This window comes from Kitasatospora sp. NPDC056181, from assembly GCF_042266225.1.
Classification (GTDB): domain Bacteria; phylum Actinomycetota; class Actinomycetes; order Streptomycetales; family Streptomycetaceae; genus Kitasatospora.
The window spans coordinates 25,010-51,041 of record NZ_JBHJUK010000047.1 but is presented as its reverse complement, the minus strand read 5'-3'; the positions used below and the strand labels follow the sequence as shown (position 1 = coordinate 51,041).

General features: G+C 73.3%; 21 protein-coding genes and 2 tRNA genes. 11 read left to right on the top strand and 12 right to left on the bottom strand.

Going from position 1 to position 26,032, the window contains the following annotated elements; genetic code table 11:
* Positions 1–24: 24 nt before the first annotated feature.
* A complete protein-coding gene (locus tag ACFC1F_RS19510; RefSeq protein WP_376159813.1) occupies positions 25–909 on the bottom strand; it encodes a sirohydrochlorin chelatase in 885 nt (294 codons plus the stop codon).
* Positions 910–1,206: 297 nt separating this feature from the next.
* On the opposite strand from ACFC1F_RS19510, the gene ACFC1F_RS19505 reads away from it, so the two are divergent.
* Positions 1,207–1,280, top strand: a tRNA-Lys gene (locus ACFC1F_RS19505).
* 114 nt (positions 1,281–1,394) lie between these two features.
* On the top strand, positions 1,395–2,063 hold the full coding sequence (locus tag ACFC1F_RS19500) for a GPP34 family phosphoprotein (RefSeq protein WP_376159811.1): 669 nt from the start codon (positions 1,395–1,397) through the stop codon (positions 2,061–2,063).
* Positions 2,064–2,184: 121 nt separating this feature from the next.
* On the opposite strand, the gene ACFC1F_RS19495 is transcribed toward ACFC1F_RS19500, so the two are convergent.
* Both ACFC1F_RS19495 and ACFC1F_RS19490 read right to left on the bottom strand, forming a co-directional pair.
* Positions 2,185–3,081, bottom strand: a complete 897-nt coding sequence (locus ACFC1F_RS19495) for an alpha/beta fold hydrolase (protein WP_376159809.1) — start codon at positions 3,079–3,081, stop codon at positions 2,185–2,187.
* 32 nt (positions 3,082–3,113) lie between these two features.
* A complete protein-coding gene (locus ACFC1F_RS19490; protein ID WP_376159808.1) occupies positions 3,114–3,935 on the bottom strand; it encodes a DUF998 domain-containing protein in 822 nt (273 codons plus the stop codon).
* Positions 3,936–4,115: 180 nt separating this feature from the next.
* Here ACFC1F_RS19490 and ACFC1F_RS19485 point away from each other — a divergent pair.
* The 3 genes from ACFC1F_RS19485 to ACFC1F_RS19475 all read left to right on the top strand — a co-directional run bounded on the left by ACFC1F_RS19485 (position 4,116) and on the right by ACFC1F_RS19475 (position 8,219).
* Positions 4,116–4,189, top strand: a tRNA-Lys gene (locus tag ACFC1F_RS19485).
* Positions 4,190–4,443: 254 nt separating this feature from the next.
* Positions 4,444–6,918, top strand: a complete 2,475-nt coding sequence (locus tag ACFC1F_RS19480) for a transglycosylase domain-containing protein (protein ID WP_376159806.1) — start codon at positions 4,444–4,446, stop codon at positions 6,916–6,918.
* Between the two features lie 101 nt (positions 6,919–7,019).
* Positions 7,020–8,219, top strand: a complete 1,200-nt coding sequence (locus tag ACFC1F_RS19475) for a DMT family transporter (RefSeq protein ID WP_376159804.1) — start codon at positions 7,020–7,022, stop codon at positions 8,217–8,219.
* Here ACFC1F_RS19475 and lepB read toward each other — a convergent pair.
* The gene (lepB, locus tag ACFC1F_RS19470) at positions 8,182–8,790 is read right to left on the bottom strand and encodes a signal peptidase I (RefSeq protein WP_209415883.1); all 609 of its coding nucleotides are present in this window, start codon (positions 8,788–8,790) and stop codon (positions 8,182–8,184) included. The genes ACFC1F_RS19475 and lepB overlap by 38 nt on opposite strands.
* A gap of 476 nt (positions 8,791–9,266) precedes the next feature.
* Positions 9,267–9,629, bottom strand: coding sequence for a chorismate mutase (locus ACFC1F_RS19465; RefSeq protein WP_209415884.1), 363 nt, complete (start codon positions 9,627–9,629; stop codon positions 9,267–9,269).
* A 306-nt stretch (positions 9,630–9,935) separates the two neighbouring features.
* Between ACFC1F_RS19465 and ACFC1F_RS19460 the strand changes: the two genes are divergently transcribed.
* Together ACFC1F_RS19460 and ACFC1F_RS19455 are read left to right on the top strand one after the other, a co-directional pair.
* Entirely contained in the window at positions 9,936–10,361 is a 426-nt protein-coding gene (locus tag ACFC1F_RS19460; protein WP_209415885.1) for an OsmC family protein, read from the top strand.
* Positions 10,362–10,818: 457 nt separating this feature from the next.
* A complete protein-coding gene (locus tag ACFC1F_RS19455) occupies positions 10,819–13,095 on the top strand; it encodes a putative bifunctional diguanylate cyclase/phosphodiesterase (protein ID WP_376159801.1) in 2,277 nt (758 codons plus the stop codon).
* Between the two features lie 191 nt (positions 13,096–13,286).
* On the opposite strand, the gene ACFC1F_RS19450 is transcribed toward ACFC1F_RS19455, so the two are convergent.
* A complete protein-coding gene (locus tag ACFC1F_RS19450; protein WP_376159799.1) occupies positions 13,287–14,375 on the bottom strand; it encodes an LLM class flavin-dependent oxidoreductase in 1,089 nt (362 codons plus the stop codon).
* Positions 14,376–14,995: 620 nt separating this feature from the next.
* On the opposite strand from ACFC1F_RS19450, the gene ACFC1F_RS19445 reads away from it, so the two are divergent.
* A complete protein-coding gene (locus ACFC1F_RS19445) occupies positions 14,996–15,592 on the top strand; it encodes a DedA family protein (protein ID WP_209415887.1) in 597 nt (198 codons plus the stop codon).
* A 394-nt stretch (positions 15,593–15,986) separates the two neighbouring features.
* A complete protein-coding gene (locus ACFC1F_RS19440) occupies positions 15,987–17,276 on the top strand; it encodes a hypothetical protein (protein ID WP_376159797.1) in 1,290 nt (429 codons plus the stop codon).
* A 240-nt stretch (positions 17,277–17,516) separates the two neighbouring features.
* On the opposite strand, the gene ACFC1F_RS19435 is transcribed toward ACFC1F_RS19440, so the two are convergent.
* The 6 genes from ACFC1F_RS19435 to ACFC1F_RS19410 form a co-directional block, all read right to left on the bottom strand.
* Positions 17,517–18,422: an alpha/beta fold hydrolase gene (locus ACFC1F_RS19435; RefSeq protein ID WP_376159795.1), complete on the bottom strand. Its 906-nt coding sequence runs from the start codon at positions 18,420–18,422 to the stop codon at positions 17,517–17,519.
* Positions 18,419–19,510: a branched-chain amino acid ABC transporter permease gene (locus ACFC1F_RS19430; RefSeq protein ID WP_376159793.1), complete on the bottom strand. Its 1,092-nt coding sequence runs from the start codon at positions 19,508–19,510 to the stop codon at positions 18,419–18,421. Before ACFC1F_RS19430 ends, ACFC1F_RS19435 begins: the two co-directional genes overlap by 4 nt.
* A 167-nt stretch (positions 19,511–19,677) precedes the next feature.
* A complete protein-coding gene (locus ACFC1F_RS19425) occupies positions 19,678–20,544 on the bottom strand; it encodes a branched-chain amino acid ABC transporter permease (RefSeq protein ID WP_209415889.1) in 867 nt (288 codons plus the stop codon).
* Positions 20,544–21,338, bottom strand: coding sequence for an ABC transporter ATP-binding protein (locus ACFC1F_RS19420; protein WP_376159791.1), 795 nt, complete (start codon positions 21,336–21,338; stop codon positions 20,544–20,546). Before ACFC1F_RS19420 ends, ACFC1F_RS19425 begins: the two co-directional genes overlap by 1 nt.
* A 224-nt stretch (positions 21,339–21,562) precedes the next feature.
* The gene (locus tag ACFC1F_RS19415; protein WP_376159789.1) at positions 21,563–22,378 is read right to left on the bottom strand and encodes an ABC transporter ATP-binding protein; all 816 of its coding nucleotides are present in this window, start codon (positions 22,376–22,378) and stop codon (positions 21,563–21,565) included.
* 29 nt (positions 22,379–22,407) lie between these two features.
* A complete protein-coding gene (locus tag ACFC1F_RS19410) occupies positions 22,408–23,724 on the bottom strand; it encodes a substrate-binding domain-containing protein (protein ID WP_376159787.1) in 1,317 nt (438 codons plus the stop codon).
* A 304-nt stretch (positions 23,725–24,028) separates the two neighbouring features.
* Here ACFC1F_RS19410 and ACFC1F_RS19405 point away from each other — a divergent pair, with 304 nt between their 5' ends.
* Positions 24,029–24,790, top strand: coding sequence for a CoA transferase subunit A (locus ACFC1F_RS19405; RefSeq protein ID WP_376159785.1), 762 nt, complete (start codon positions 24,029–24,031; stop codon positions 24,788–24,790).
* Between the two features lie 283 nt (positions 24,791–25,073).
* Positions 25,074–25,664, top strand: a complete 591-nt coding sequence (locus tag ACFC1F_RS19400) for a 3-oxoacid CoA-transferase subunit B (protein ID WP_376159821.1) — start codon at positions 25,074–25,076, stop codon at positions 25,662–25,664.
* Positions 25,665–26,032: the final 368 nt, after the last annotated feature.

Below are 26,032 nucleotides of genomic sequence, written 5' to 3'. Positions count from 1 at the left end.
TGGGAGGTCGGACCGGCCGACTTCCTACTCCGCGGACTGCGGCTTCGGCCGTGTCCCGCGGGCCCGGTCGGCCTCGTCTGCCCGGTCCGCCCGGTCGCTCTGATCAGCCTGATCGACCCGGTCGCCCCGGTCGTTCTGGCAGTCGGCCAGGACCGCGGCGTAGCGGCGCAGGACCAGCCGGGCGGTCAGCGGGTGGTCGGCCAGCGGCTCGGTGACCGCCCAGGCGCCGAGCCGGGAGAGGGAACGGGTGAACCGTCCCGCGGTGAGGGCGTACGCGACCACCGCGACCCTGCGGTGGCCCGCGGCCCGCAGCCGGCCGACGGCCTCGCCGGGCGTTTCAGCGGGCGGTTCACCGGGCCGCGCCTCGCCGGACGCCTCGCCGGGTGTCGGAGCCGGGCCGGTCGCAACGACGACCGGCACCGCGCCGAGCAGGCCCGCCAGCCGGGCGGCGCTCGCCCGGACGGACTCGCCGGGCCGTTCGGCCGCCACCACCACGGCGTCGGCCCGCGCGCCGGCCCGCTCCTCGGCGTCCCGCAGCCGTCCGAACAGCGCCGTGCCGAGCGCGTCCGCGCCGGCGGGTCCGGGCGTGACCAGCACGTTCCCGGCGGCCGGAGGCTCCGACGGGCCTGCGCCGTCCTCCAGGGTCAGCGGGACGGCCACCACCCGCCCCGCCACCCCGTCCTGGCCGGCCGGATCGAGCAGGGCCGCCGCCGTGTGTGGCGATCGCCCGTCAGAGTGCCGCAGCCGCGGCCGGATGCCGCTCAGCGCCTCGATGCGGTCGCTCAGCGCGCGGACCCGGGCGGCATCGTCGTACGGCCCGCCGGGCACCACCAGCACCAGCCGGGGCAGTGGGCGGGGCTCTGCCGGTGGCCTCCCGCCGTCATCCCGTGCCGATGCGAACAGGCTCATCGCCGCTCCTCCTCTCTCCTCCGCCCACGCTAGGGGGCTCTCCGGGCCCGGCGGCAGCGGCGCCGGGCCCGGGACAAGAGGTCCAAAGTCCCCACCGACCAGGGCCTTTGCTCCGTCCCGACCGAACGCCGACCGAACGCCCACGGAACGCCCACCCCCGCGGCCGTCCCCGTCAGCGCCCCTCGGCCACCCCTGCCACCCCTGCCACCGCTCCCGCGGGCCGGTCACGGACCGTGGTCGGGTCGTGGCGATTCGGCGGATCGGGCCCACCCCGTGTAATGTTCTCCAGGTCAGCAGGCGCCGCTAGCTCAGTTGGTTAGAGCAGCTGACTCTTAATCAGCGGGTCCGGGGTTCGAGTCCCTGGCGGCGCACATGGCAAGGTCTCAGGCCGTCCACTCCGGTGGGCGGCCTGAGGCGTTTCCGGGCGGGTAGGTTCCAGGGATACGCGGCGCCGCCGGCCGCCCCACCGTTGGAGGTGCCCGTCCGTGGCTCCGCTGAACGCCCGCTCGATCCCCGAGGAGCTGTTGCTGCTCTGCGCCGACCCGGTGCGCGGCCGGCTCCGCATCCCCTACGCCACCTTCTACCGGGTGATCGCGGGCGGCACCGTCGCCGAACTGCTGGTGACCGGCGCGATCACCGTCGAGGAGCGGCGGATCACCGGGTTCCGGCCGCTGGGCGCGCACGACGAGGTTGCGGCGGGCGTGCTCGCCCGACTGGAGGCGGCCGGCAAGCGCAGGCAACAGCTCGGCCTGGACCTCGCGCTGCGCCGGATCCCTCGCAAGCCCGGCCTGACCCCCTACCTCGACCGGCTGACCGCCGACGGCCTGCTCACGGTGGAGAAGCACCGCTTCCTCGGCCTGCCCTACCGACGGCACGTGGCGACGCGACCGGACGTCCGGCAGGAGATCGCCGCGCGGGTCGCCGCCACGCTCGCGTACGAGGGCGGCGCGGCCGCCGGGCCGGACGGGCAGTCGGCCGAACGCGACCGGCAGCTGGCCGGGCTGATCGGTGCGGCGCGGATGGACCGCCGGCTCTACCCGGGGTCGACGGGCGCCCCGACCCGGCGGGCCATCCTGCAGCTCACCAAGGAGCTGCCGATCGCCCGCGCGGTCCGGCGGGCCATCAACTCGGACTCCGCGGCCGGCTCCAGCTGAGCCCCGCTGCGCGGCGGCCGGTCCCGGCCGGGCCGGGAGGCGTGGGCGCCCCGGCGCCGTGCCGGCGGTCGGTCGGCCCCGGCGGTCGGCCTCCGTGGTCGGCCTCAATGATCGGCCGGCCTCAACAGGTATCGAGGATCGCCGAGGCCACCGCGTCGGGGCGGTCGAACATCACCAGGTGCCCGGCCGGTGCGGTGGTGCGGAAGTCGGCCCCGAGCAGCGCGGCGAGGTCCCGCTGGCTGCCCAGCCACTCCCGGGTGCGGCGGGTCCGGCACCCGTCGTCGGCGGCGAGCACGGTGACCGGCAGCCCGTCCGGCAGCGGCGCCGTTCCGCGCAGGTCGGCCAGTGCGGCCGCCAGGTCCAGGTAGGCCGTGTTCTCCCGGAGCAGGGCGCGCAGGGCCCGCCCGGTCCGGTAGCAGCGCCGGACCAGGGGCGGCGGGGCGAGGTCCTCCCTGCGGACCGTGGCCGCCCGGGCGGCCAGCCGCCGCGCCACGGGTCCGAACAGGTACGGCACCGCGACGGCCGTGGCCGCGCCCGCGACCGTCCGCGCCGCCAGGTCGCGCAGCTCCGGGGCAGGCAGCGGGCGGGGGTCCGGTTCGACACTGCCGTCCAGCAGGACCAGCCCGGCCGTCCGCTCCGGGTGGAGCCGGGCGAAGGCCTCGACGTGGAACGCCGCCAGCGAGTGGCCCGCCACCGTGCACGGCCCGCGCAGCCCGAGCGCGTCCAGCACGCCGCGGATGCGATCCACCTCGCCCGCGAGCGTCGGGCCGGGGCCGGTGGCGGGTTCGGACGCGCTCAGCCCGTAACCGGGGCGGTCGAAGCGGACCACCGTGCGGTACGGGGTGAGGAAGGGGACGACCAGGTCCCAGTCGAACCAGCTGCTGCCGAGCCCGCCGGTGAGCAGGCAGACCGGACCGCTGCCCTCGGTGCGGACGTGCAGGGGCGTGCCGTCGATGCGCAGGAACGCCGCCGCCGGGTCCGTTCCGACCGCGGCTCCCGTCCCCGCTCCCGCCCCCACCGCTCCCGCGCCTGACCCTGCCCCTGCCCCGGTCATCGCGGTTCCGCCCCCTCCGCGTGGGCCCTGCGGGCCGCCCTCCCGGCCGGCTGCTCCTCCGCGGCCCGCTCCCGGCCGTCCCGGGCGAGGCTCGCCGCCAGCACGGCCAGCCAGATCGCGACCAGGAGCACCTGAAGTCGCTGGCCAGCACCGAGTGACCAGGTGCCGCGGCCCGCCTCGAACGCGGCGATCGCGGCGAGGCTCCAGCCGGTGGCCAGCAGTTCACCGGCCAGCAGCCACGGCCCGTACCGGCGGACCGGCGGCCACCAGCCGTGGCGGCGGGCGGCCACGGTGAGCGCGACCAGCCCGCCGAGCGCCCCGGTCATCGCGAGGCTGCTGGTCACCGCGTGCGCAGTGTGGGTGGCCGGGACGAGACCGGCCGTCTCGCGGGCCGCGCACATCTCGTCACTGGTGGGCGCGCAACTGAGCGGCAGCCGGGAGTCGGCGGCGGTGGCGGCTCCGAACACTGCGAGCGCCGCCCAGCCGGTCACCACCCACGGCCCGCGTGCGGCGCCCGGGCTCCTGGCGCCCGATGTCCCGGCGACGGGTTCGCCGGTGCGCCGCCCGGTCGACCGCGCGGCGAGCAGGGCCGTGACGGCAGCGGTCAGGACGGCGAGGCCCGCGACCAGGTCGGTGGCGCGGAAGAGCCCGCCCAGTGGCTGGTCCTCGGCGGCGAGTTCGCTGATGTACGCCTGGACCGGGTCGAGGCCGGTGCTCAGCACCACCTCCAGCACCCAGGCCGTGTACGCCACCGCGCTGAGCAGCAGGGCGGCGGCGACGAGCCGAGCGTTCCGACGGCCGAGGTGGGGGCTGGGCACGTTTCCACCCTAACCGGCAGGAAACTCCGTCCCAACCGGTCGGAAACGGACGCCCGAAGCAGGCGACGGACCCTCCGCGACCAGGCGATGTCGCCCCGACCGCCCCTCCCGGACACCCTCCGGCCACCTCCATGGTGCGGGGCACCCCTCCGGACCGTGTATTGTTTTCCGAGTCAGCAGGCGCCGCTAGCTCAGTTGGTTAGAGCAGCTGACTCTTAATCAGCGGGTCCGGGGTTCGAGTCCCTGGCGGCGCACAGACATTGGGGAGCCTCTCGCAGCAGCGAGGGGCTCTCCGATTTTTTTGCCCATCGACGTCCGTTTTGTGTGTGATGTCGGTCTCGCTTGCCGATCCGGTGGAGCCAACCGACCCTTTCGACGCGTTTTGGGCAGTACACCGGAAATGGGACACGGGTCCCTGACCGCCGATGTCCCACGCCGTGCAGGCCGGCACGGTCCGCCCGCAGGAAAGGCCGCCGCTTTGTCCCGAAACTCCCGGAGCGGCCGTCGCATGCCGTCCTTCCGGCTCCGCCCGGTGAAGAGCCTGCAGCGCACGTCGGAGCACCCGGCCGGCGGTGCCGGCAGCGGCGGCGGCAAGAAGGCCCGCCGCCCCAGGCGCACCGGGTGGCGCCGGCTGGTCCCGACCTGGCGGCTCACCCTGCTCGGCTTCGTCACCGCCCTGCTGCTCGGCATCGGCCTCTTCGCGCTGGGCATCACCCTGGTGAAGGTGCCGGACGCGCACGCCGCCGCGACCGCGCAGAGCAACACCTGGCTCTACCAGGACGGCTCGGTGATCGCCCGGACCGGCCAGACCAACCGGCAGAACGTCCCGCTGGACAAGGTCTCCCCCGCCGCCCAGCACGCCGCGCTGGCCGCCGAGGACCGCAACTTCTACCACGAGGGCGCCGTCAACGTTCCCGGCCTGGTCCGCGCCGCCCTCAACACCGCCAAGGGCGAGGGCACCCAGGGCGGCTCCACGATCACCCAGCAGTACGTGAAGAACACCTACCTGAGCCAGAAGCAGTCCATCAGCCGCAAGGTGAAGGAACTCTTCATAGCGATCAAGGTGGACACCACCCAGGCCAAGGACGACGTCCTCTCCGGCTACCTCAACACCTCGTACTACGGACGCGGCGCCTACGGCATCCAGGCCGCCGCCCAGCAGTACTTCGGCGTCGACGCGTCCGCCCTCGACCCCGCCCAGGGCGCCTACCTGGCCGCCCTGCTGAACGCGCCGAGCGCGTACGACGTCGCCACCGCGACCCCGGCCGGCAAGCAGAACGCGGTCAACCGCTGGAACTACGTCCTCGACGGCATGGTGAAGGAGGGCTGGCTCTCCGCCGAGGAGCGCGCCGCCACCGCCTTCCCCGACGTCAAGGACCCGCAGGCCCAGCTCGGCCTCTCCGGCCAGGCCGGCTACCTGGTCAACGCGGCGACCGAGTACCTCACCGGTAACCAGATCATCACCGAGTCCGAGCTGGCCAAGGGCGGCTACACCATCAAGCTGACCGTCGACCCGGCGCGCCAGCAGGCCCTCCAGGACTCCGTCCAGGCGCAGCTGCACGACACCCTCAACCCGGACAAGCGGAAGAAGGACGCGGCCGCCCAGGCCGGCGCCGCCTCCGTCGACCCGAAGACCGGCGCCGTGGTCGCCCTCTACGGCGGGGTCGACTACACCAGGCACTACATCGACAACGCCACCCGGCGGGACTACCAGGCCGGCTCGACGTTCAAGGCGATCGCCCTGGCGGCGGCGCTGGAGAACGACGCCAAGACCCAGTCCGGCCAGACCGTCACCCCGCGCACCGTCTACGACGGCACCAGCGGGCGCAAGGTCCGCGGCGGGAAGGGTACCCCCTACGCGCCGCCGAACGAGGGCGACAAGAGCTACGGCCAGATCACGCTCCAGCAGGCCACCGACTGGTCGGTGAACTCGGCGTTCGCCCAGCTCGCCCAGGACACCGGGCTGCAGAAGGTGCGGGACACCGGCATCGCGCTCGGCCTGCCCAGCAACACCCCGGGCCTCGAACCGGTGCCGTCCATCCCGCTCGGCGCCGCCACCCCGAGCGTGCTCGACATGGCCGGCGTGTACGCCACGCTGGACAACGGCGGCAAGCAGATCACCCCGTGGCTGGTGCAGTCGGTGGACCGCGAGGGCGAGGCGCTCCAGCTGCCGGCCCACAAGACCACCCAGGCGGTCAGCGAGGAGACCGCACGCGAGGTCACCTCCATGCTCCAGGGCGTGGTGCGCGACCCGGGCGGCACCGGCTGGCGCGCCAAGGCCCTGGGCCGCCCGGCGGCCGGCAAGACCGGTACGACGGACGACCAGAAGTCCGTCTGGTTCGTCGGGTACACCCCCGAGCTGGTGACCTCGGTCGCCCTGTTCGGCCAGGACCCGGCCAGTGGTGCGCAGGTCAGCCTCAGCGGCACCGGCGGCATCGACGGCGCGGCGGGCGGCCAGTACCCGGCGCAGATCTGGACCAGCTACATGAAGGCCGCACTGAAGGGCCTGCCGGTCGGCGACTTCCCCTCGCCCTCGGACGGCGGCTCCTCGTCCGGTGACGACGACACGTCGTCCGGCGCCACCGACGGCTCCTCGACCCCGTCCGGGGCGGCCTCCACCCCGGCCTCGCCGGGCGGTGCGGGCTCCGCCTCGCCGAGTGGCCCGTCGGGGACGTCCGGCTCCCCGGGGTCCTCGGGCGGGCAGGACAACCCGGGCGGCTCGCGCCCCGGTGACGGCGGGGCGACCACCGCTCCCACCCAGCAGCCGACCTCCCGGCCCACGTCCCAGCCGACCACCCAGCCGACGGGCCGGCCCACCCGGACGCCGGCGCCGACCACCGCACCCACCACCGGGCCGACCACGGCGCCGACCACCGGCCCGACCACCCCTCCCCAGCCGTCGGGGGGCGCGGCCGGCTCGGGCGCGGGTACCAGCACCGGTGCGGGCGCGGACTCGTTGGCGGGGGCCGGGTCAGGGCAGTAGCGGACTTGTCCGCAAATCTGCCGTTGCGCACAGTTAGGGGCAGGACCAAATGACGGAATGGCACCTTACTGAACCGCGGGAATGACTGTCACAATGCGCGGGTGTACAGCTCAAAGCCCCTGCTCGGCCGATCCCCGGGCAGAACCCTCGGTCTCCTCCTCGCGCTGGTCTCCGCCTTCTCCTTCGGAGGCTCCGGCACCGCCGCCAAGCCGCTGATCGAGGCCGGCCTCTCCCCCCTGCATGTGGTCTGGCTCCGGGTGACCGGCGCCGCCGTGGTCCTGCTCCCGCTCGCCTACCGTCACCGCGACGCGGTGCTCCGGCGGCCGGGCGTGCTGCTCGGCTTCGGCCTGCTCGCCGTCGCCGGCGTACAGGCCTGCTACTTCGCGGCGATCTCCCGGATCCCGGTCGGCGTCGCGCTGCTCATCGAGTACCTCGGGCCGCCGCTGCTCATCGGCTACGTGAAGTTCGTCCAGCGCAGGCCGATCAGCCGGGGCTCCGCGGTCGGCGCCGGCATCGCCGTGGCCGGACTCGCCTGCGTGGTGGAGGTCTGGAACGGCCTGAGCTTCGACGCGCTGGGCGTCCTCTTCGCCCTCGGGGCCGCCTGCTGCCAGGTCGGCTACTTCGTCCTGGCCGACGCCGGCAGTCGCGGCGACCGCCCGGTCGACCCGCTCGCCCTCAGCGCGTACGGCCTGCTGATCGGCGCGATCGTGCTCACCGTGTTCGCCCGCCCGTGGGACGCCGACTGGAGCCTGCTCGGCGGGAACGTCGTCATGAACGGGTACTCGCTGCCCGCCCTGATCCCGGCCGCCTGGATGATCCTCGTCGCGACCGTGCTCGCCTACCTGACCGGCGTGATCTCCGTCCAGTACCTGTCGCCCCCGGTCGCCGGGGTGGTGGCCAACCTGGAGGCGGTCGTCGCCACCGTGCTGGCCTGGATCCTGCTCGGCGAGCACCTGGGCGCACCGCAGATGGCCGGCGGCCTGCTCGTCCTGGCCGGCGCCTTCGCGGCCCAGGCGAGCAAGCCCGCCGCCCCGGCCGACGAGGTGCGGACCGGGGTGCCTGACGGAGGTGCTGTCGCGGGCGCGGGGGCAGGTGCGGGTGCAGGTGCCGAGGCGGGCTCTGCGGCCGCTGCGCCGGCGGGCGCCGGGGCGGGTGCGACCGCGTTGGGCGAGCGGCTGGCGCGTGCGGCCGTGGAGCAGGGTGCCGGGGTGCAGGGTGCGGCAGGGCAGGGCGCCGGGAGCGGGCCCGGTACCGGGCCCGGGGTCAGTGGCCGACCCAGCCGAACCAGTCGAGGTGATTGAGCGGCCACACCACGGCCGAGACCGGCCCGACCACGTTGTCCACCGGCACGGCGCCGCCGCCCGGGCCGCGCTGGTGGTACCGCGAGTCGGCGGAGTCGCTCCGGTGGTCGCCCTCGACCCAGACGTGGCCCTGGGGCACCGTCACCGGGCCGAAGTCGAGCCCCGCGCAGGAGTCGTCCCCGGGGTGGAGGTACGGCTCGTCCACCTTCGCCCCGTTGACGGTCAGCGTGGTGCCCGAGCACTGCACGGTCTGGCCGCCCGTCGCGATGACCCGCTTGACCAGGTAGTTGTCGTCCTTCGGCGGAATCAGGCCGACGAAGCTGAGCGTCGAGGTCACAGCCCGCGAGACCGGGTTGCCGTCGGTCGGCTGCGGCGGCAGCCACTCCCCCGGGTCCTTGAACACGATCGGCTCGCCGGGCTTCGGCTCCCAGCCGGTGAGCGGCGCGAACTTGTTCACGCCGACCCGGTCGCCGATCCGCAGCGTGTTCTCCATCGAGCCGGACGGGATGGTGAACACCTGGAACAGGCAGGTCTTGATCAGCAACGCGACGACCAGTCCGACCGCCGCCATCGCGGGGATCTCTATCCACCACGGCCGGTGACGACGCCCCGCCCGCCGGGCCTTGCGGCCCCGCGCCCGCCGCGCCGCGGCACGCCCGCCTCCGGGGACACCGGGAGCACCGGGAGCACCATGGCCGGCACCGGCAGCCGGGGCCGGCCCGCTCCCGGCATCGCTGTGCGTATCGGGCAGGTCCACCGCCATCGTCGCTGCTCCACCTCTCCGGCTGGGGGAACCTGCACGCTACGCCACCGACGAAGCCTCGCGAAATCGGGCATTTACCCGCGCCAGACATCCACGCCCCGCGGACGGAGGGCGGACCGGACGTGGACGGGACACCGCCGAAGGCGGACAGGACGCGGGCGGGGCACACGCGGGGCGCGGACAGTACACGCGCGCAGGGCGCGGACGGGCTCAGGAGAGAAGCGCCGGGGAACCTGCCACGGCATGCCCGGCCCGCCGGGGCTCGGGAACGCCTCGGCGCGTCGTCAGTCGGCGACGTTCTGGCCGGTCACCGCATCGCTGGCGATCTTCTCGTGGTGGCGGATCACCTCGGCGATGATGAAGTTGAGGAACTTCTCCGCGAACACCGGGTCGAGGTGCGCCCCGGCGGCCAGCTCGCGCAGGCGCCGGATCTGGTCGCGCTCCCGCGCCGGATCGGCCGGGGGCAGCTTGTGCTCGGCCTTGAGCCGGCCGACGCGCTGGGTCGCCTTGAACCGCTCGGCCAGCATGTGAACCACCGCGGCGTCGATGTTGTCGATGCTCTCGCGCAGGCTGGTCAGCTCGGCCCGCACGGCATCGGCGATCCCCTCGGGCAGTCCGGCATCGGGGGTCGTGGGGTGATCCGTCATCGGGGCGGCTCCGCGGCTCTCTGGTTGGTCGGCACCCGGCCGTCCGAAGGCCGGGGTCCAGGCCCGGGCAAATCTAACAGGGCCCCCGGTGCGGATCCTCACCATTTGGCGCATCCGTCCACGATCCGGACGGTGAATGGACGGGCCACCCGCCACCGGTGCCCGAACCTGCGGTTTTCCCGCCGCAGCACCTCGCCACACCCTCGCGGCGCAACCCGCGACCGGCCCGCGACCTGCCCGTAGTCTGGTGCGCGGCATGACCGGAAGTGACGACTCAGCAGTTCCTCAGTGACGGAGGTACCGATCGTGGCAACCACTCGCACCGCACGCACCGCCTGGGAAGGCAACCTGCTCGACGGCAAGGGCCGGGTGACCTTCGCCTCGTCCGGCATCGGCGAGTACCCGGTCTCCTGGCCCGCCCGGGCCGAGGAGCCGAACGGCAAGACCAGCCCGGAGGAGCTCATCGCGGCCGCTCACTCCGCGTGCTTCTCCATGGCCCTCTCCAACGGCCTGGCCGGCGCGGGCACGCCGCCCACCAAGCTCGACACCCAGGCCGATGTCACCTTCCAGCCGGGCGCCGGCATCACCGGCATCCACCTGACCGTCACCGGTGAGGTGCCCGGCCTCGACGAGGGCGGCTTCGTGAAGGCCGCCGAGGACGCCAAGGCGAACTGCCCGGTCAGCCAGGCCCTCACCGGCACGACCATCACCCTCACGGCCAAGCTGGCCTGACCCTCCGACGCTTCGTTCCGGCCGCACACAGAGCCACGCACACAGAGCGTTGCGACCCGGCTGAACGGCGCGCTCCCGGCGCTCGACCAGCGCCCGGGGCGCACAGCGGTAGCACACGCCCCTGGTGCACATCATGTGATGTACACCAGGGGCGTCTGCATGTACCGCCACACATGATCCGAAAGCAGGCGAATCACCCTGGCGGCGGTTACCGCGCGTTGCCGCCGCGTCCTATGATCGGCCGCAGCGCCCTGTTCTTCTCTTCACGCGGATCCCCATCCGAGTGCTCCTCCGCGAGCGCTCCGCCCCGGACCGCGAGGACCTCGACAGCGTGCGCGAGCCGGCCGCCGCAGTTCCGGGTGACCGGCCGGACCAGCGTCAAGCATCAAGCGTCAGCAGCGGACGGGAGCATGCCGTGCCGGGCCAGAACGAGGGGGCCGACGCACACCACCCAGGCGTGCGGCACGAGGAACCGCAACACCACCGCCACCTCCGGACTCCGGTCCTGCACCACGCCCACGGCACGGCCATCGGCACCGCCCTCGACACCGTGACGGACGCCCCCCGCGGCACCACCGCCGACGCGGTCACGACGGTCACGGCGGTCACGGCAATCGACGCGGTCACGGCGGTGGACGCGGCGGACCCGGTCAAGGCGGCCGAGGCGGTCGACGCCGTGAACGGTGACCCTCTCCTCCTTCCGCCGGGCACCCCACCCGGGACGGGCCCCGAGGGCGCGGACGGCGCCCACATCGTCCTCTGCCCCACCTGCTCCGCCCCGCTCACCCGCGGCACACACCGGCCCGCCGACGGGGCGGACCTGCCGACCGGGGGGACCGACCGGCTGCTGGCCGCACTGAGCGCGAGCGAATCCCGGTTCCGGGCGGCCTTCTGCGACGCCGGAATCGGCATGGCCCTGATCGATCCCGAAGACCGGATCATCGAGGTCAATCCCGCCTTCGCCGCCCTGATCGGCTGCGAGGCCGGCGAGCTGGTCCGCACTCCGGTCCGCGAGATCATCGACCCGGAGGGGATGCCCGACCGGCTCTTCCCCGAACTGGTCCGCGGCAAGCGCGAACGGCTCCGGGTGGAGAAGCAGCTCAGACACCGCGAGGGCCGCACGGTCTGGTGCAAGGTGACCATCTCCCTGATCCGGGACGGAGCGGGCAGTCCGCTCTACACCCTCGCGATGGTGGAGGACATCACCGAGCAGCGCCGGCTCGGCGACCGCCTGGAGTACCAGGCCCTGCACGACCCGCTGACCCGGCTGCCCAACCGGACCTTCTTCTTCGAACGGCTCGACGCCGCGTGCCTCGCGGTGGCGGTCGGCCCTGCGGGCCGGGGTACGGACGCACCCGTGGGCGGAGGCACCGGCGCTGGAGTCGGCGAGACGGTCGACACCGACGGTGGCCCCCGCTCCGGGGCGGCCGCCGAGGAGGCGGACGAGCGTCGGGTGGGCGTCTGCTACCTGGACCTCGACGGCTTCGCCGCGATCAACGAGACCCTCGGCCACCACATCGGCGACCAGTTGCTGATCGCCGTCGCCACCCGACTGCGGCGCGGGTTCTCCGAGCACGACACCCACCTGGTGGCCCGGATGGGCGGCGACGAGTTCGCCGTCCTGGTGACCGACAGTCAGGGCAGCAACCAGCTGACCGCGCTGGCCACCCGGATCCTCGAAGCGCTGGAACGTCCCTTCGACGTGGCCGGGCACCGGCTGGTGGTGACCGCCAGCGTGGGCGTCGTCGAACGCTCCGTGCACGAGACCACGCCGACCGACCTGGTCAAGGACGCCGACGCCACCCTCTACTGGTCCAAGGCGGACGGCCGGGCCCGCTGGACCCTCTACGACCCCGACCGGGGTGCCCACCAACTGACCCGCCAACTCCTCGCCACCGCACTCCGCCCGGCCCTGGAACGCGGCGAGTTCACCATCGAGTACCAGCCGCTCGTCGGACTCGCCGACGGGGCCGTGCACGGCGCGGAGGCGCTGGTCCGCTGGCGGCACCCCCGCTACGGGACGCTCTCGCCCGACCGCTTCATTCCGCTCGCCGAGGAGTCCGGCGCGATCGTGCCGCTCGGCAAGTGGGTCCTGGAGGAGTCCTGCCGTCAGGCGCAGCGCTGGCTCAGCGAGTTCCCCGACACCGAGACGTTCGTGAGCGTCAATCTGGCCGCCCGCCAGATCTGGGACTCCGACGTGGTCGCCGACGTGGCCCAGGCGCTCGACAGCACCGGCCTGCCGGCCCGGCTGCTGCAACTGGAGATCACCGAGAGCGCACTGCTGGGCCCGGGCGGCCGGCCGTTGCAGGCCTTGCAGGCGCTCGCCGACATGGGCGTCCGGATCGCGATCGACGACTTCGGCACCGGCTACTCCAACCTGGCGTACCTCTCCCGGCTGCCGGTGCACGTCCTGAAGCTGGACGGCACCTTCATCGAGGGCTTCCGCGACCCGGCCCCCGCCGGGAAGACGGAAATCCCCGCCTTCGGCTCCCGCCGGAGCGACGCCGACGAGCAGATCGTCGGCGCGATGGTGCAGTTGGCGCACACCCTCGGCCTGACCGTCACCGCCGAGGGGATCGAGAGCGCGGCGCAGGCCGAGCGACTGCGGCTGACCGGCTGTGACACCGCCCAGGGCTGGTACTTCGCCCGACCCGGCGAGGCCGAACTCGTCGCGGCCATACTCCGGGAGAGCCGCCCCGGGCCGGACGAGCTCCCGGGTGCGGCTCAGCAGTAGCGGTACGGGCGGTGCGGGCCGTGCCGCCCGCGAGGCCCGAGCAGTACGGGCGGTGCGGGCCGTGCCGCCCGCGGGGCCCGAGCGGTACGGGCGGTGCGGGCCGTGCCGCCCGCGGGGCCCGGGCAGCCCGCGGGGCCGTACGGCCCGCTTCCGTCCCCCCGGGGCTCCGCCCGCCCTCGCGCGGGCCGGCGCTACGCCCCGGTCAGCCCGTAGGCCTCGGCGATCAGCCCGTACGAGCGGTGGCGGGCCTCGTGGCCGTGGATGTGCGAGGTGACCATCAGCTCGTCCACCCCGGTCCGCTTGCGCAGGGCCTCCAGCCCGTCGGCGACCTCACCCGGCGCGCCCAGGACGACGTTGCCCAGCCAGTCGTCGACGAAGTCCGCCTCCAGCGGGCTGTACGGGTAGGTCTCGGCCTCCTCCGGAGTGGGGATCGGGCCCGGGTTGCCGCGCCGCAACCGGAGCATCCCCAGCGCCGCCGAGCGGGCCAGCCGGCGGGCGGACGCCTCGTCGTCGGCCGCGACCGCGCTCACCCCGATCAGGGCGTACGGCTCGTCGAGGACGGCCGAGGGGCGGAACGACGAGCGGTAGAGGTCGAGGGCCGGGAGGGTGTTGGTGCTGCTGAAGTGGTGGGCGAACGCGAACGGCAGGCCGAGCCGGCCTGCCAGCTGGGCGCTGAAGCCGGACGAGCCGAGCAGCCAGACCGGCGGCCGCCCGTCGCCCTGGGGGACGGCCGTGAGCCGGGCGTACGGATGACCGGCCGGGAAGTCGCCGTCGAGGAAGTGGGTGAGCTCGGCGAGCTGCTGGGGGAAGTCGTCCGCCCCCTCGGCGAGGCCGCGGCGCAGGGCCCGGGCGGTTGCGGGGTCGGTGCCGGGGGCGCGGCCCAGCCCGAGGTCGATGCGTCCGGGGTGGAGTGCCTCCAGCAGGCCGAACTGCTCGGCGATCGCCAGCGGGGCGTGGTTGGGCAGCATGACCCCGCCCGAGCCGAGCCGCAGCGTCGTGGTGCGGGCCCCGAGGTGGGCCAGGAGGACGGCCGGGGTGGAGCTGGCGACACCGGGCATGCCGTGGTGTTCGGCGACCCAGAAGCGGTGGTAACCCCACTCCTCCGCGCTGCGGGCCAGGGTCGTGGTCGCGGCCAGCGCCTCGGACGGGGTGTAGCCGACACCGACGGTGGCCAGGTCCAGGATGGAGAGCGGCGCGGGCGCGGTACCGCGGGCGGTGCCCCGGATCGCCGCGCCGGTCCGCGGCTCGGAACCGCGCTCCTGGTGGTCCTCGGTGGTCATGCCTCCGCCCTTCTGGCCGCCCGGGCGGCCCGTGGTCGCAGCCGTCGTGGCCGCCGTCTCCGTGGCCGTCGTCCCGGCCGTCTCGAACGGCCGCGCCCTGGGCGACGGCCGTCCCTGCCGACGGACGTCAACCACGCCGCACGGCCGGGTGTTCCCCGTGCCGGGCCCGATGGCCGTCGTCACCGGCCGGGCGTGCGCAGTGCCGCACGCCGGCCGCCTACCGACCGTTCGGCTGACTCAGAGCCAGCAGACGGACACGCGTGGCGACTTCACGCCAGCGCGGGAAGTCGCCAGCCGCAGGCCTCGCGGCCGACGGGCGGCGTCCGGCAGGCTGGAGCCCTGAGCGGATCACCCAACCGGATCCGTCCTCATCAGCAAGGTCATCGGGCTGGACCAGCGCCGATCGATCCCCGCGAGCCCCCGGAGCGGCACCCCGCACCGGGGGCTCACGCCTTTGTCCGTGCCGATGTCCGCGCCTCTGCCTACGCCCCGCCCCGCTCCTTGCCTCGGCCCTGTGAGGTCCGGCACAGCCGGGGTGCTTCATGGCATGAAAAGTCGAGGCGCTAGCGTTGTCCCCTGCAGCCATCTGCTCCCCCGGGCAGCCTGGAGGGAGTCGGACCTTGGACATCGCAGCGGTGATCGGATCCTCATGGATCTGCGCCCTGGCGCTCTTCGCCGTACTGGGCGACGCCTTCCTCCCCTTCATCCCCAGCGGAACGCTCGTCATCCTCGCCGTGCTCAAGACCGCGCAGATAGACGGCGCGCCGCTGCTGCTGGGGCTCGGCGTCGCGGTGGCCTCGTTCCTCGGTGACCTGTTGCTCCTCCAGCTCGCCCGGCGCGGCGCCCCCTCGGTGCAGCGACGGCTCGAACACCGCCCGCAGCTGGCGGCCAGCGTCGCCCGGGTCCAGCAGGCCCTGGAAGGCCGCACCACCGGGGCGGCCGCCGCGATGGTGGTGATCGCACGGTTCGTACCGGCCGGGCGCACCGTCCTCGACCTGGCCATCGGCCACTCCCCCGCCCAGCCGCACCGGTTCCTCCGCTGGTCCGCGCTGGCCGCGCTGATCTGGGCCGCCTACATCGTCACGCTGGGCTGGCTCAACAGCCACTGGTTCGACACCGCATGGCTGAGCCTCGCCGTCTCCTGCACCGCCGCGACCGTGGTCAGCACGGCCATCGCGCGGATCGTTCGCCGCCACCGCCGACTCGCCGCCATCTGACCCCCGTCGGCCGCCCATCCGCGGGTCCGTCTGCCCGCCCTGTCCGCCCTGTCCGCCCGCCTTGCTGCCCGCCTGCCCGCCCGCCCGTCGGCGACAGAGCCGGCCACGGCCCGGGCGCGGACCGTGGGGCGTGGCCCCGGAGATGCCGCCCCGAAGATGCAGCCACGGGATGCAGCGCCGATGAAAGCCGAGCGTCACAGGACGGCAACAGAAGGGCCATCACCGCAGCCCCTGGACTCGCATTCTGCGTATTGACTGTCAAAGGACCTCGGCACCTTGGTGCGCCCTGAGTCCACATGACATGCTGACGGCGGAATAATCATCAATTGCCCGATTTGACCGGTACGGCCCACTGTCGCCATCACCACCCGGCCAGCGGCACCCAGGGGAGACCATGACCAACATCTCGCGCAGGACCGTGCTCAGTGCCACCGCCGCAACCGTGGCCCTCGGCGCAGTGACGGCGTGCTCCAGCGGCGGATCCGGGTCGGGTTCAGGGTCGGGTTCGGGCACGGCTCCCGCCCCGGGCGGCAGCAGCACCGGCAACGGGCCGACGGGCAGCGGCTCCCCGAGCAAGGGGGCGCCCAAGGGAACGCCGATCGGTGACGGCTCCAACTCCGACACCGGCCCCCAGCCGAACCAGCCCAAGGCGGAGAAGCTCAAGCCCGGTGAGCGGCCGCCCCAGTTCGTGGTGTTCTCCTGGGACGGCGCCGGCGCCACCGACGACGGCCAGTTCCCCCGCTTCCTCAAGCTGGCCGAGGAGCACAAGGCCTCGATGACCTTCTTCCTCTCCGGGATCTACACCCTCCCCAAGGGCAAGGCCGACCTGTACCACCCGCCGAAGCACTCGGTCGGCGCGTCCGACATCCCCTACCTGTCGGACGGCGCGGTCAAGAACACCATCAAACTGATCAGCCAGGCCTGGCTGGCCGGCCACGAGATCGGCACCCACTTCAACGGGCACTTCTGCTCGAGCCGCCCGGACGGCAACGGCGTCAACAAGTGGACCCCGGAGGACTGGCAGAGCGAGATCGACCAGGCGATCGGGTTCGTGACGCAGTGGCGGACCAACACCGGCTTCACCGACGTCGACCCGCTCCCCTTCGACTACAGGAAGGAGCTCATAGGCGGCCGCACCCCCTGCCTCGAAGGGCAGAAGGCCCTGCTGCCGACCGCGGCCAAGATGGGGTGGAAGTACGACGCCAGCTCCTCGGGCGGCCAGCAGATATGGCCGCAGAAGGTGCAGGACGGCAAGGTCTGGGACTTCCCGCTGCAGAGCATCCCGTTCCCCGGGCACACCTTCCAGGTCCTGTCGATGGACTACAACATCCTGGCCAACCAGTCGGCCGGCAGCACCAAGGGCGACCCCGCCAAGTACAACGACTGGCGCACCCAGGCCCGGGACTCCTATCTGGCCGGGTTCGACCGCGCGTACAACGGCAACCGCGCGCCGCTCTTCATCGGCAACCACTTCGAGCAGTGGAACGGCGGCATCTACATGGACGCCGTCGAGGAGACCCTCAAGACCATAGCGAGCAAGCCGGACGTCCGGCTGGTCTCCTTCCGGCAGCTGGTCGACTGGCTGGAGGTGCAGGACCAGTCCACGATCCGCAAGCTGCGCTCGCTGAACGTGGGGCAGGCGCCCTCCGGCGGGTGGGAGTCCTTCCTCGGCACCGCCGGCTGAGCGCCGGCCGCAGAGCCCGCGCGACACGACCCGGCGGGAGCAACGCACCGCGGGATCAGCGCAGCACAGAGACAGCGCAGCACGGAAACAACGCACCGCGGGAGCCACGTAGGGCGGGAGCCACGCAGCGCGTGGGCAATACAGCCGCGTGCGCAGCTCCCGTCGGCGAGCGTCGCCGTGGTGGGCCGGCCGGCGCGGCGGTGACTTCGCGCGCTGCCGGCCGGCCCGTAGCAGCGGCCGCTACCCGGCGGCGGGCCCGGTGCCGAGCAGGCGCTGCAGGACGGCCTCGACGCCGGCCCGGCCCCAGAGGATCGAGTAGTGGTTGGTGTCCGGCACCGGTGCCACCGCCACGCGGGCCGGGTCCAGCCCTGCCAGCTCGATCCGCTTGTCGTCGTAGAGGCCCTGCGGCTCGTTGAGCAGGCCGCGCTCCGCCCACAGCAGTTCGCCGGGGCAGGGCAGCCGGTGCACCGCGGCGGCCGCGTCCTGGTCCAGCAGGACCTGCGCGCCGTCGGTCTGCACGGCCTCCAGTACGCAGGAGGAGCGCAGTTCGGGCTCGACACCGACCAGATCACGCTGGGTGTAGGCGTCGATCTCGTCCGACCAGTCGGCGTTGAACGCCGGGTGCTGCTGCCAGAACGCGCGGTAGGCGGCGCGGTCCGGGAAGGTCATCGACAGCCGTGCCAGCGCCGGGCCGAGCACCGCGGCCAGCGCGTCCTCCTCCCGGACGCCCTCCGGCAGCGGGAAGCTGACCGCCCCGTCGACCAGGACGACCCGGCTGACCAGCCCGGGATGCCGCACTGCCGTCAGCGCCGTGATCCAGGCACCCATGGAGTGCCCGACGACCACCGTCGGCCCCAGTCCGAGCTCGGTGATCAGGGCGGCCACGTCGTCCGCGTGCCGGGCCAGGCCATACAGACCGCTCACGGCCCGGCTGGCCCCCCGGCCGCGCAGGTCGGGCGCGAGCAGCGTGGCCCGGCCGGCAAGCCTGCGGGCGACCTCGAACCAGGCGAGTCCGTTGGCGGTGATGCCGTGCACCGCGACGACGGTCGGAGCCCCGGGCACGGTGGCCGGCCAGCGGAGCACGGCCAGGTCCCCACCGGGAACGGGAATCGTCAGCTGCTCGGGATGCGGAAGTGACTGGCTCACGCGGGGCTACCTCCTGAGGGGCGGGCGCTGCGGGCACCGGCGTGGCCGGCGGCCCGGGCCGAGCGGGTGGAGCGGGCGGCGCGGATGCGGGCAGGCAGTCTAGCCAGGCCGCCGGGCAGCAGGTAGACCACGGCGACGAAGAGGCCGCCCAGCAGGAAGAGCGGCTGGGACAGCGGGACGCGCAGGACCGCGGGCAGGCCGGCGACGGCCTCGGAGTTGGCGAGGTCGCCGAGCCGGTGGCCGGCCCAGGTGTAGATGACGCCGCCGAGCAGCGGCCCCCAGCGCGTGCCGGAGCCGCCGAGGACGACCATGACCAGCAGTGAGAGCGTGGCGTCCGAGGTGGCGGCCTGCGGCGTGGCCCCACCGGTCAGCAGGAGGTAGACCACCCCGCCCACGGCGGCCAGGGCTCCGGCGAGGACGAAGGCGATCAACTTGTAGCCGTAGGGGCGGAGTCCGAGCACCTCGACCCGGCGCTCGTTCTCCTTGATGCCCTCCCAGACCCGCCCGGCCGGGGAGCCGACGGCCCAGTGGACCGCGGCCAGGGTGAGCACCAGGTAGGCGACGGCGATCCAGTAGAGGTTGGCAGTGTTCTCGATGCCCAGGAAGGCGGAGGGCAGTTGGTCGGCGGGCGCCGACCGGCCCTCCTCACCACCGGTGATGCCGCCGGGGTTGCGTTGGACGAGGATCGAGCCGGCCTGCGCGAAGGCGAGGGTGACCATGGAGAATCCGATGCCCGTGACGCGGAGGCTGACCGAGCCGAGCAGCAGGGCAAGCACGACGGCACAGGCGACGCCGAACAGCGCCGCGGCGGCGAAGGGGAGTTGGAGCTCCAGCATGCCGAGGTTGGTGGCGTAGAGGCCGGTCGCGAAGTAGAGCGCATGGCCGAAGGAGAGCAGTCCGGTACGGCCGAGCAGGAGGTCGTACCCGGTGGCGAGGCCCCCGTAGAGCAGGCACAGGGCGATGAGTTGGAGGCTTCCGGGGCTGCCGAGCGGGCCGTCGAGCAGTCCCGGGACGGGAAGCGCACTGTATGGGGCGACAAGGAGCAGGATCAGCAGGGCGATCGGCCACCAGCGTAGCGCTCTGTGCACCACTGTCGAGCTCTCGGTGATTGATTCACCTGTTCGAGGGATGGCGCCGGCCTCGCCCGTCCGTCCAGAATGTCTCTCGGCAGGGCCGGTGTCAGTGGTCCCTGCTGAAGTGGCGGCAGTGCGGTCGGCCGCGGTGCCACCGGTGCTCGTGGTGGGGGTGTTGGTGCTCACGCGAGCCTCCCGGTGAGTCCGCGGGGTCGTACGAGGAGGAGGACGGCCAGCAGGACGACGACCGACAGGTCGCCGAGCCCTGCAGCGGTGTAGTAGTTGGCGAACTGCTGGACGAGGCCGACGCACACCGAGGCCACGGCGGCCCCGGTGACGGAGCCCATGCCGCCCATCACGACAACAACAAAGGCGAAGATGAGCAGGCTGGTCCCCTGGCCGGGGTTGACCGAGCCGAAGTAGAGGCCGCCGAGGGCACCGCCGAGAGCGGCGGCGGCGCCACCGATGGCGAAGACGAGGGTGAACGCCCTGCGGACGTCGATGCCGAGCGCCGTGACCATCGCCCGGTCCTCGACGCCGGCGCGGACGATCAGCCCGTAGCGGGTACGGGCGAGGAACAACCGGAGAACGAGCAGCACCAGGGCCGCCGCGGCCACCAGCACGAAGCGGTTGACCGGGACGGTCGCGCCGAGCAGGTGCCAGGTGCCGGAGAGCAGTTCCGGCTGCGGGAAGGGGCGGGCGTCCGCGCCCCAGATGCCCATCAGGAGAGCGGGCACGGCCAGCCCGACGCCGACGGTCGCGAGGATCTGGTCGCGGGGCCGGCTGTAGAGCGGCCGGATCAGGAAGAGCTCCAGCAGGACGGCGGCGGCCGTCCCGACCAGCGTGCCGAACGGCACGGAGAGCCAGAACGGGAAGCCGGCCTCGGCGCCAGCCCACCAGGTGGCATAGGCGCCGATGGAGAGCAGGGCGCCGTGAGCGAAGTTGAGCACGTCCATCAGACCGAAGATCAGCGAGAGACCGGAGGCCACCAGGAAGTACAACGCACCCAGACCGAGACCGGTACAGGTAAGGAGGACGATCGTGTCCATCAGGGGTTCACCTCCGTGGTGACAGCGGGGCCGGACGGCACCTGACCGGCGACCGCGGAACCGGTCACCGCGGAACCGGTCGCTCCGGAGCCGGTCACCGCGGGACCGGGTCCGGCTCCCGGCCGGCGGCCGCCGACGCCCAACAGTCGGCGGGCGGCCTCCTCGTCGGCCAGCAGTTCGGCGGTGTCGCCCCGGTGGGCGGTGCGGCCGTCGGCCAGCACGGCACAGGTACCTGCCAGTCGGCGAACGAGGGCGAGGTTCTGCTCGACCAGGAGGACGGGCACGGCCTCGGCCGCGCGCGCCAGCACGTCGGCCACCTCGGCGACGATCTTCGGCGCCAGGCCCTTGGTGGGCTCGTCGGCGATGATCAGCCGGTTGCGGTTGAGCAGGGTCCGGCCGATGGCCACCATCTGCTGCTGGCCACCCGAGAGCGTGCCCGCCAACTGGGCGGCCCGCTGCTTGAGTTCGGGAAAGAGTTCATGAACGAGGTGATAGGCGGGCTCGGCATCACGGTCCCGTTCGGCCAACCGCAGGTTCTCGGCGACGGTGAGGCCCGCGAAGATCCCCCGGTCCTCGGGGGCGTACCCGATGCCGTGACGGACCACCAGGTGCGTGAGCAGAGAGGAGAGTTCGGCACCAGCGAACAGGACGCTGCCGGTGCGCGGTACCAGGCCCATCACGGCCTTGACCGTGGTGGTCTTGCCGGCGCCGTTGCGCCCCAGCAGCGCGGTGACCCCGGTCGGCGCCACGTCGAAGTCGACCCCGTGCAGAATGTGCAGCCCGTCGATGACCACCCGCAGATCGCGAACGGAGAGGAGGGCCCCACCAGGAGCCGACGCACCGGATGGATCGGACGTCCCGCGCGCACGGGACGCACCGGGCGCACGGGACGCACCGCGGGCACCCGACGCACCGACGATGCCGGACGCACCGGCCCCGGCGGCATCCGCGGTACCGGCGGCACCGTCCGCCATGCCGGCAGCAACGCCTGCGGAGGAGGCGGGAACAGGAGAGTCGGTCACAGCGCCTCGCCCAGGTAGGCCTGTTGCACGGTGGCGTCCGCCATCACTGCCTCAGGGGTGTCCAGTGCGAGCAGCGTGCCGTGGTGCATCACGGCCAGGCGGTCGGCCAGGCCGAGCAGGACGTCCATGTGATGCTCCACCATCAGTACGGTGCGGCCGAGGTCGCGGTGCACCGAGCGGATCAGCTCGGTGAGGGCCGGCACCTCCTCCGCACTCACCCCGGCCATCGGCTCGTCCAGCAGGATCAGCCGCGGGTCGGAGACGAGCAGGACGGCGAGTTCGAGTTTGCGCTTCTCGCCGTGGGAGAGGGCGCTCGCCAAGGTGTCGGCCCGGTGCGCGAGTTCGGTCCGTTCCAGGGTCCGGGCCACCTGGTCCGCGTAGCGGTCGGCGCGGCGCCAGATCCGGTACGAGGCCCGCGGCCCGGCCGCCGCCTGCGCGGCCAGGCGGACGTGGTCGGCCACCGTCATGCCCGGCCAGAGGGAGGAGGTCTGGAAGGTGCGGCCGAGCCCTCGGCGCGCCCTGGCGTGAACGGCCTCGGCGGTGATGTCGGCACCGTCGAGTTCGAGGGTGCCGTGGCTCGCCGGGTAGATCCCGGAGATCAGGTTGAAGAGGGAGGTCTTACCGGCGCCGTTGGGCCCGATGAAGGCGATGAACTCGCCCTCCCCCACCGAGAGGGAGACGTCCTCGACGATCGGCACACCGCGAACGGACCAGCCCAGGCCGGTGAGCCGCAGCACCGGCGGGGCCGTGGCGGCCGAAGATACGGCCCCGGGAGGCGAAACCGTGGCCCGGGTGGGCGGGGGTGTGCCCATCGCGGACGGAGCAGGACCGGTCACCGGGATCAGCCCGCCATCGGGGTGACCGGGGGCGCCGCCTCGTCCGCGGTCAGCGTCTTCTCCACGGACGGCTTGGCGGCGGCGCCGGTGCCGGTCAGCCGGACCTGGAACATCGGCTGGAGCAGGGCGTGATCCTCGGCACGCACCGTGGCCCGGCCCTTCACCCCGTCGAAGCTCCAGCCCTCCAGCGACTTCACCAGCGCCGAAGTGTCGTCGGCCGAGCCGTGGTTGGCCTCGATCGCGTGCACGATCATCTGGGCGGCGGTGAAGCCGTCCGGGGTGAAGATGTCGGACTTGCCGCCGCCGGCGGTGACGGCCTCATCCATGGCCTTCTCCACCGGGGTGCCGGCGGCCCCGCCGAAGTAGTGGTTCAGGAAGGAGATCTTCTCGCCCGCCGCTCCGAAGAGCGGGTAGGAGGCGGCGAGGTCGAGGCCGGTGACGACCTTGGTCTCGGCGAACACGTCCTGCTGGTTCAGCGCCGTCCACAGGGCGGCCGAGGTGTCGCCGGCCCAGGCGACGAACAACAGGTCGGGCTTGGCGGTCTTGGCCTGGGTGGCGAACGGGGTCAGGTCGGTCGCGCTCGGCGGCGCGAGCACCGCTTCGACCGTGGCGCCCTGGGCGCCGAGCACCGCCTTCACGGCGGCCACGTTGGCCTGCCCGAAGGCGTTGTCCTGAGCGAGCACGGTGACCTTCCTGCCCTTGGCATCACCGATGAACGAGGCCGCGGTCCTGATGTCCTGGTAGGACTGGCGGCCGGAACGGAAGGTGTACTTGTTCAACCCGGTGACCTTGTCGGCGGCGGCCGGGCCACTGATGAACAGCACCTTGTTCTGGGCTGCGATCGGGCCGACCTGGAGGGCGACACCCGAGGCGGTGGAGCCGGCCAGGATCTTGTGGCCCTTGCCGATCAGGTCCTTGGCGGCCGACACCGCCTTGGCCGGGTCGCCCGCGTCGTCCTGCTCCTCGAACTCGATGTTGTGCCCGTCGACCGCGCCGGTGCCCTTGGTCGCGTAGTTCAGGCCGGCCTTGAAGCCCTCCAGGTACTGCTTGCCGTACGCGGCCAGCGGCCCGGTCTTGGAGTACACCAGGCCCACCTTGACCGGGCTCTTGGAGCCGCCACCGTCCGCAGCGGTGGTGCCCGCCGTTCCCGCCTTGGCGCAGCCTGCCGCCAGGAGGGCGCAGGCGGCGATCGCGGCGAGTCTGCGGACCGGTCCGGCGGCCGCCGCGCGGGCCGGTCCCGCAGCCGGCGCCGCGGCCTCGGTTGCGGCTGCACCCGTGGGGGCACCGGAGGCGGTCCTGGTGAGGGCTGTCGAGCTGCGCATGGTGACCGACTCCTGAGGGTGCTGCGGGGGTGGATGCCGGAACCGTAGGTGTGGTGTGAAGGCGGCGACATGTGCCCGGACGACGCATCAGCCCGCCCGGATATGGCTGCGGCCGCCATACCACCGAGCCGGTGGCCCCCCGACGCCCCTCCGGTGTGGCCCGTCGCCATGTGTGCGTGTACGTGCGTGGCGGAACCCGCCATGGCACGGGCGGGCCGTGCGCGGCGACGGTGGTGGGGGAACGAGGCCCTCCCCTTCCTCCACCCGCTCCCCCGTTCACCACACCCCCTCACGAGGTGACCCCTTGGACAAGGTCCTGGACTCCGCCGCCGCCGCGGTCGGGGACATCCCCGACGGAGCGGTGCTGGCCGTCGGAGGCTTCGGTCTCTGCGGCATCCCCAGCACCCTGATCGGCGCCCTGGCCGCCACGGACACCACCGGCCTGCGGGTGGTGTCCAACAACTGCGGGGTGGACGACTGGGGGCTCGGCCTGCTGTTGCGCGCGGGGCGGATCGCCAGGATGACCTCGTCGTACGTCGGCGAGAACAAGGAGTTCGCCCGTCAGTACCTCTCCGGCGAGCTGGAGGTGGAGCTGACGCCGCAGGGCACCCTCGCCGAGCGGCTGCGGGCCGGCGGCGCCGGCATCCCGGCGTTCTTCACCCCGGCCGGGGTCGGCACCCAGGTCGAGGAGGGCGGACTGCCCTGGCGGTACGGGGCGGACGGCTCGGTGTCGCTGGCCTCACCACCGAAGGAGGTCCGGGAGTTCGGCGGCCGCCGCTACCTGCTGGAGGAGGCCATCACCGCCGACTTCGCGCTGGTGCGCGCCGAAGTGGCGGACCGGCACGGCAACTGCGTCTTCCACGCCGCCGCCCGGAACTTCAACCCGCTCTGCGCGGCGGCCGGCCGGATCACCCTGGTCGAGGCGGACCGGATCGTCGAACCGGGCGAGCTGGGCCCGGACGCCGTCCACCTCCCCGGCGTCTACGTCGACCGGGTGGTCGCCGCCGACCCCGCGGACCGCCGCATCGAGCGCCGGACCGTTCGCACCGCACTCCAGGAGGCCTGACCCGATGCCCGCCGAGATCTCCACTCGCACGTCCACCGGGATGTCCACCGGGCCGACCGCGGAGCCGGTCGCAGATCCGGCCGCAGATCCGGCCGCAGATCCGGCCGCGGAGCCGGCCGCGAAGAGGTCCGCCGAGGCGCCTGCCCGACCCGCCGAGGCGCCCGCCCCACTCGACCCGAGGAACGCGGTCGATCCCGGAAACGCCGTCACCGCAGGAAACGCGGTCGCCCCCCGGCACGCGCCCGATCCCCGGAACGCGCTCGCCGCGCGGGCCGCCCGGGAGCTGCGGAACGGCCAGTACGTCAACCTGGGCATCGGACTGCCGACCCTGATCCCCAATCACCTTCCGCCCGGCGTCCATGTGGTGCTCCACTCCGAGAACGGCATCCTCGGCGTCGGCCCGTTCCCCGAGGACGGGACCGAGCACCCCGATCTGATCAACGCGGGCAAGGAGACCGTGACGGTCGCCGCCGGGGCCTCGTACTTCGACTCTGCGTTCTCCTTCGGCATGATCCGGGCGGGCCGGATCGACGTCTCGGTCCTGGGGGCGATGCAGGTCTCGGCCGCCGGGGACCTCGCCAACTGGATGATCCCGGGCAGGATGGTCAAGGGCATGGGTGGCGCCATGGACCTCGTGCACGGCGCGCGGCGGCTGATCGTCGTCATGGAGCACACCGCGAAGGACGGTTCACCGAAGCTCGTCGACGAGCTCTCACTTCCGGCGACCGGCCGAGGGGTTGTCGACCGCATCGTCACCGACCTCGCGGTCATCGACGTCACGCCGGACGGACTGCACCTGGTGGAGACGGCGCCGGGGGTGGGGTTCGAGGAGGTCCAGGCGGCAACCGGGCCGCGCCTTCGGCGGACCGGCTGAGGGCGGCACCCGAGCGACACCCGCCCGAGCAACAGCCGCCCGGCGCAACACCCGCCCGAGAACCAGCCGCCCGAGAACCAGCCGCCCGGCACGACACCAACCCCAGCAATACCCACCCGGAGCGGCACCCGCCCCGAGAAGCACCCGCCCCGAACGCCATCCGCCGAGGGGACAAGGACACGAAGGCCGGACTGCCTGCGCGGCAGCCCGGCCTTCGCGCATTCTTTCGACCGGCCCGGAATGCCGGACGCGTGAATCCGCCCAATAGCACCATCGGCGACCCGAATGGCCGGGAACCGTCATATCTTCATGCTTGCGCAATGATCATTTCTCGGATCGGTTGCGATCACGCCTGCGCTCCGGGAGAG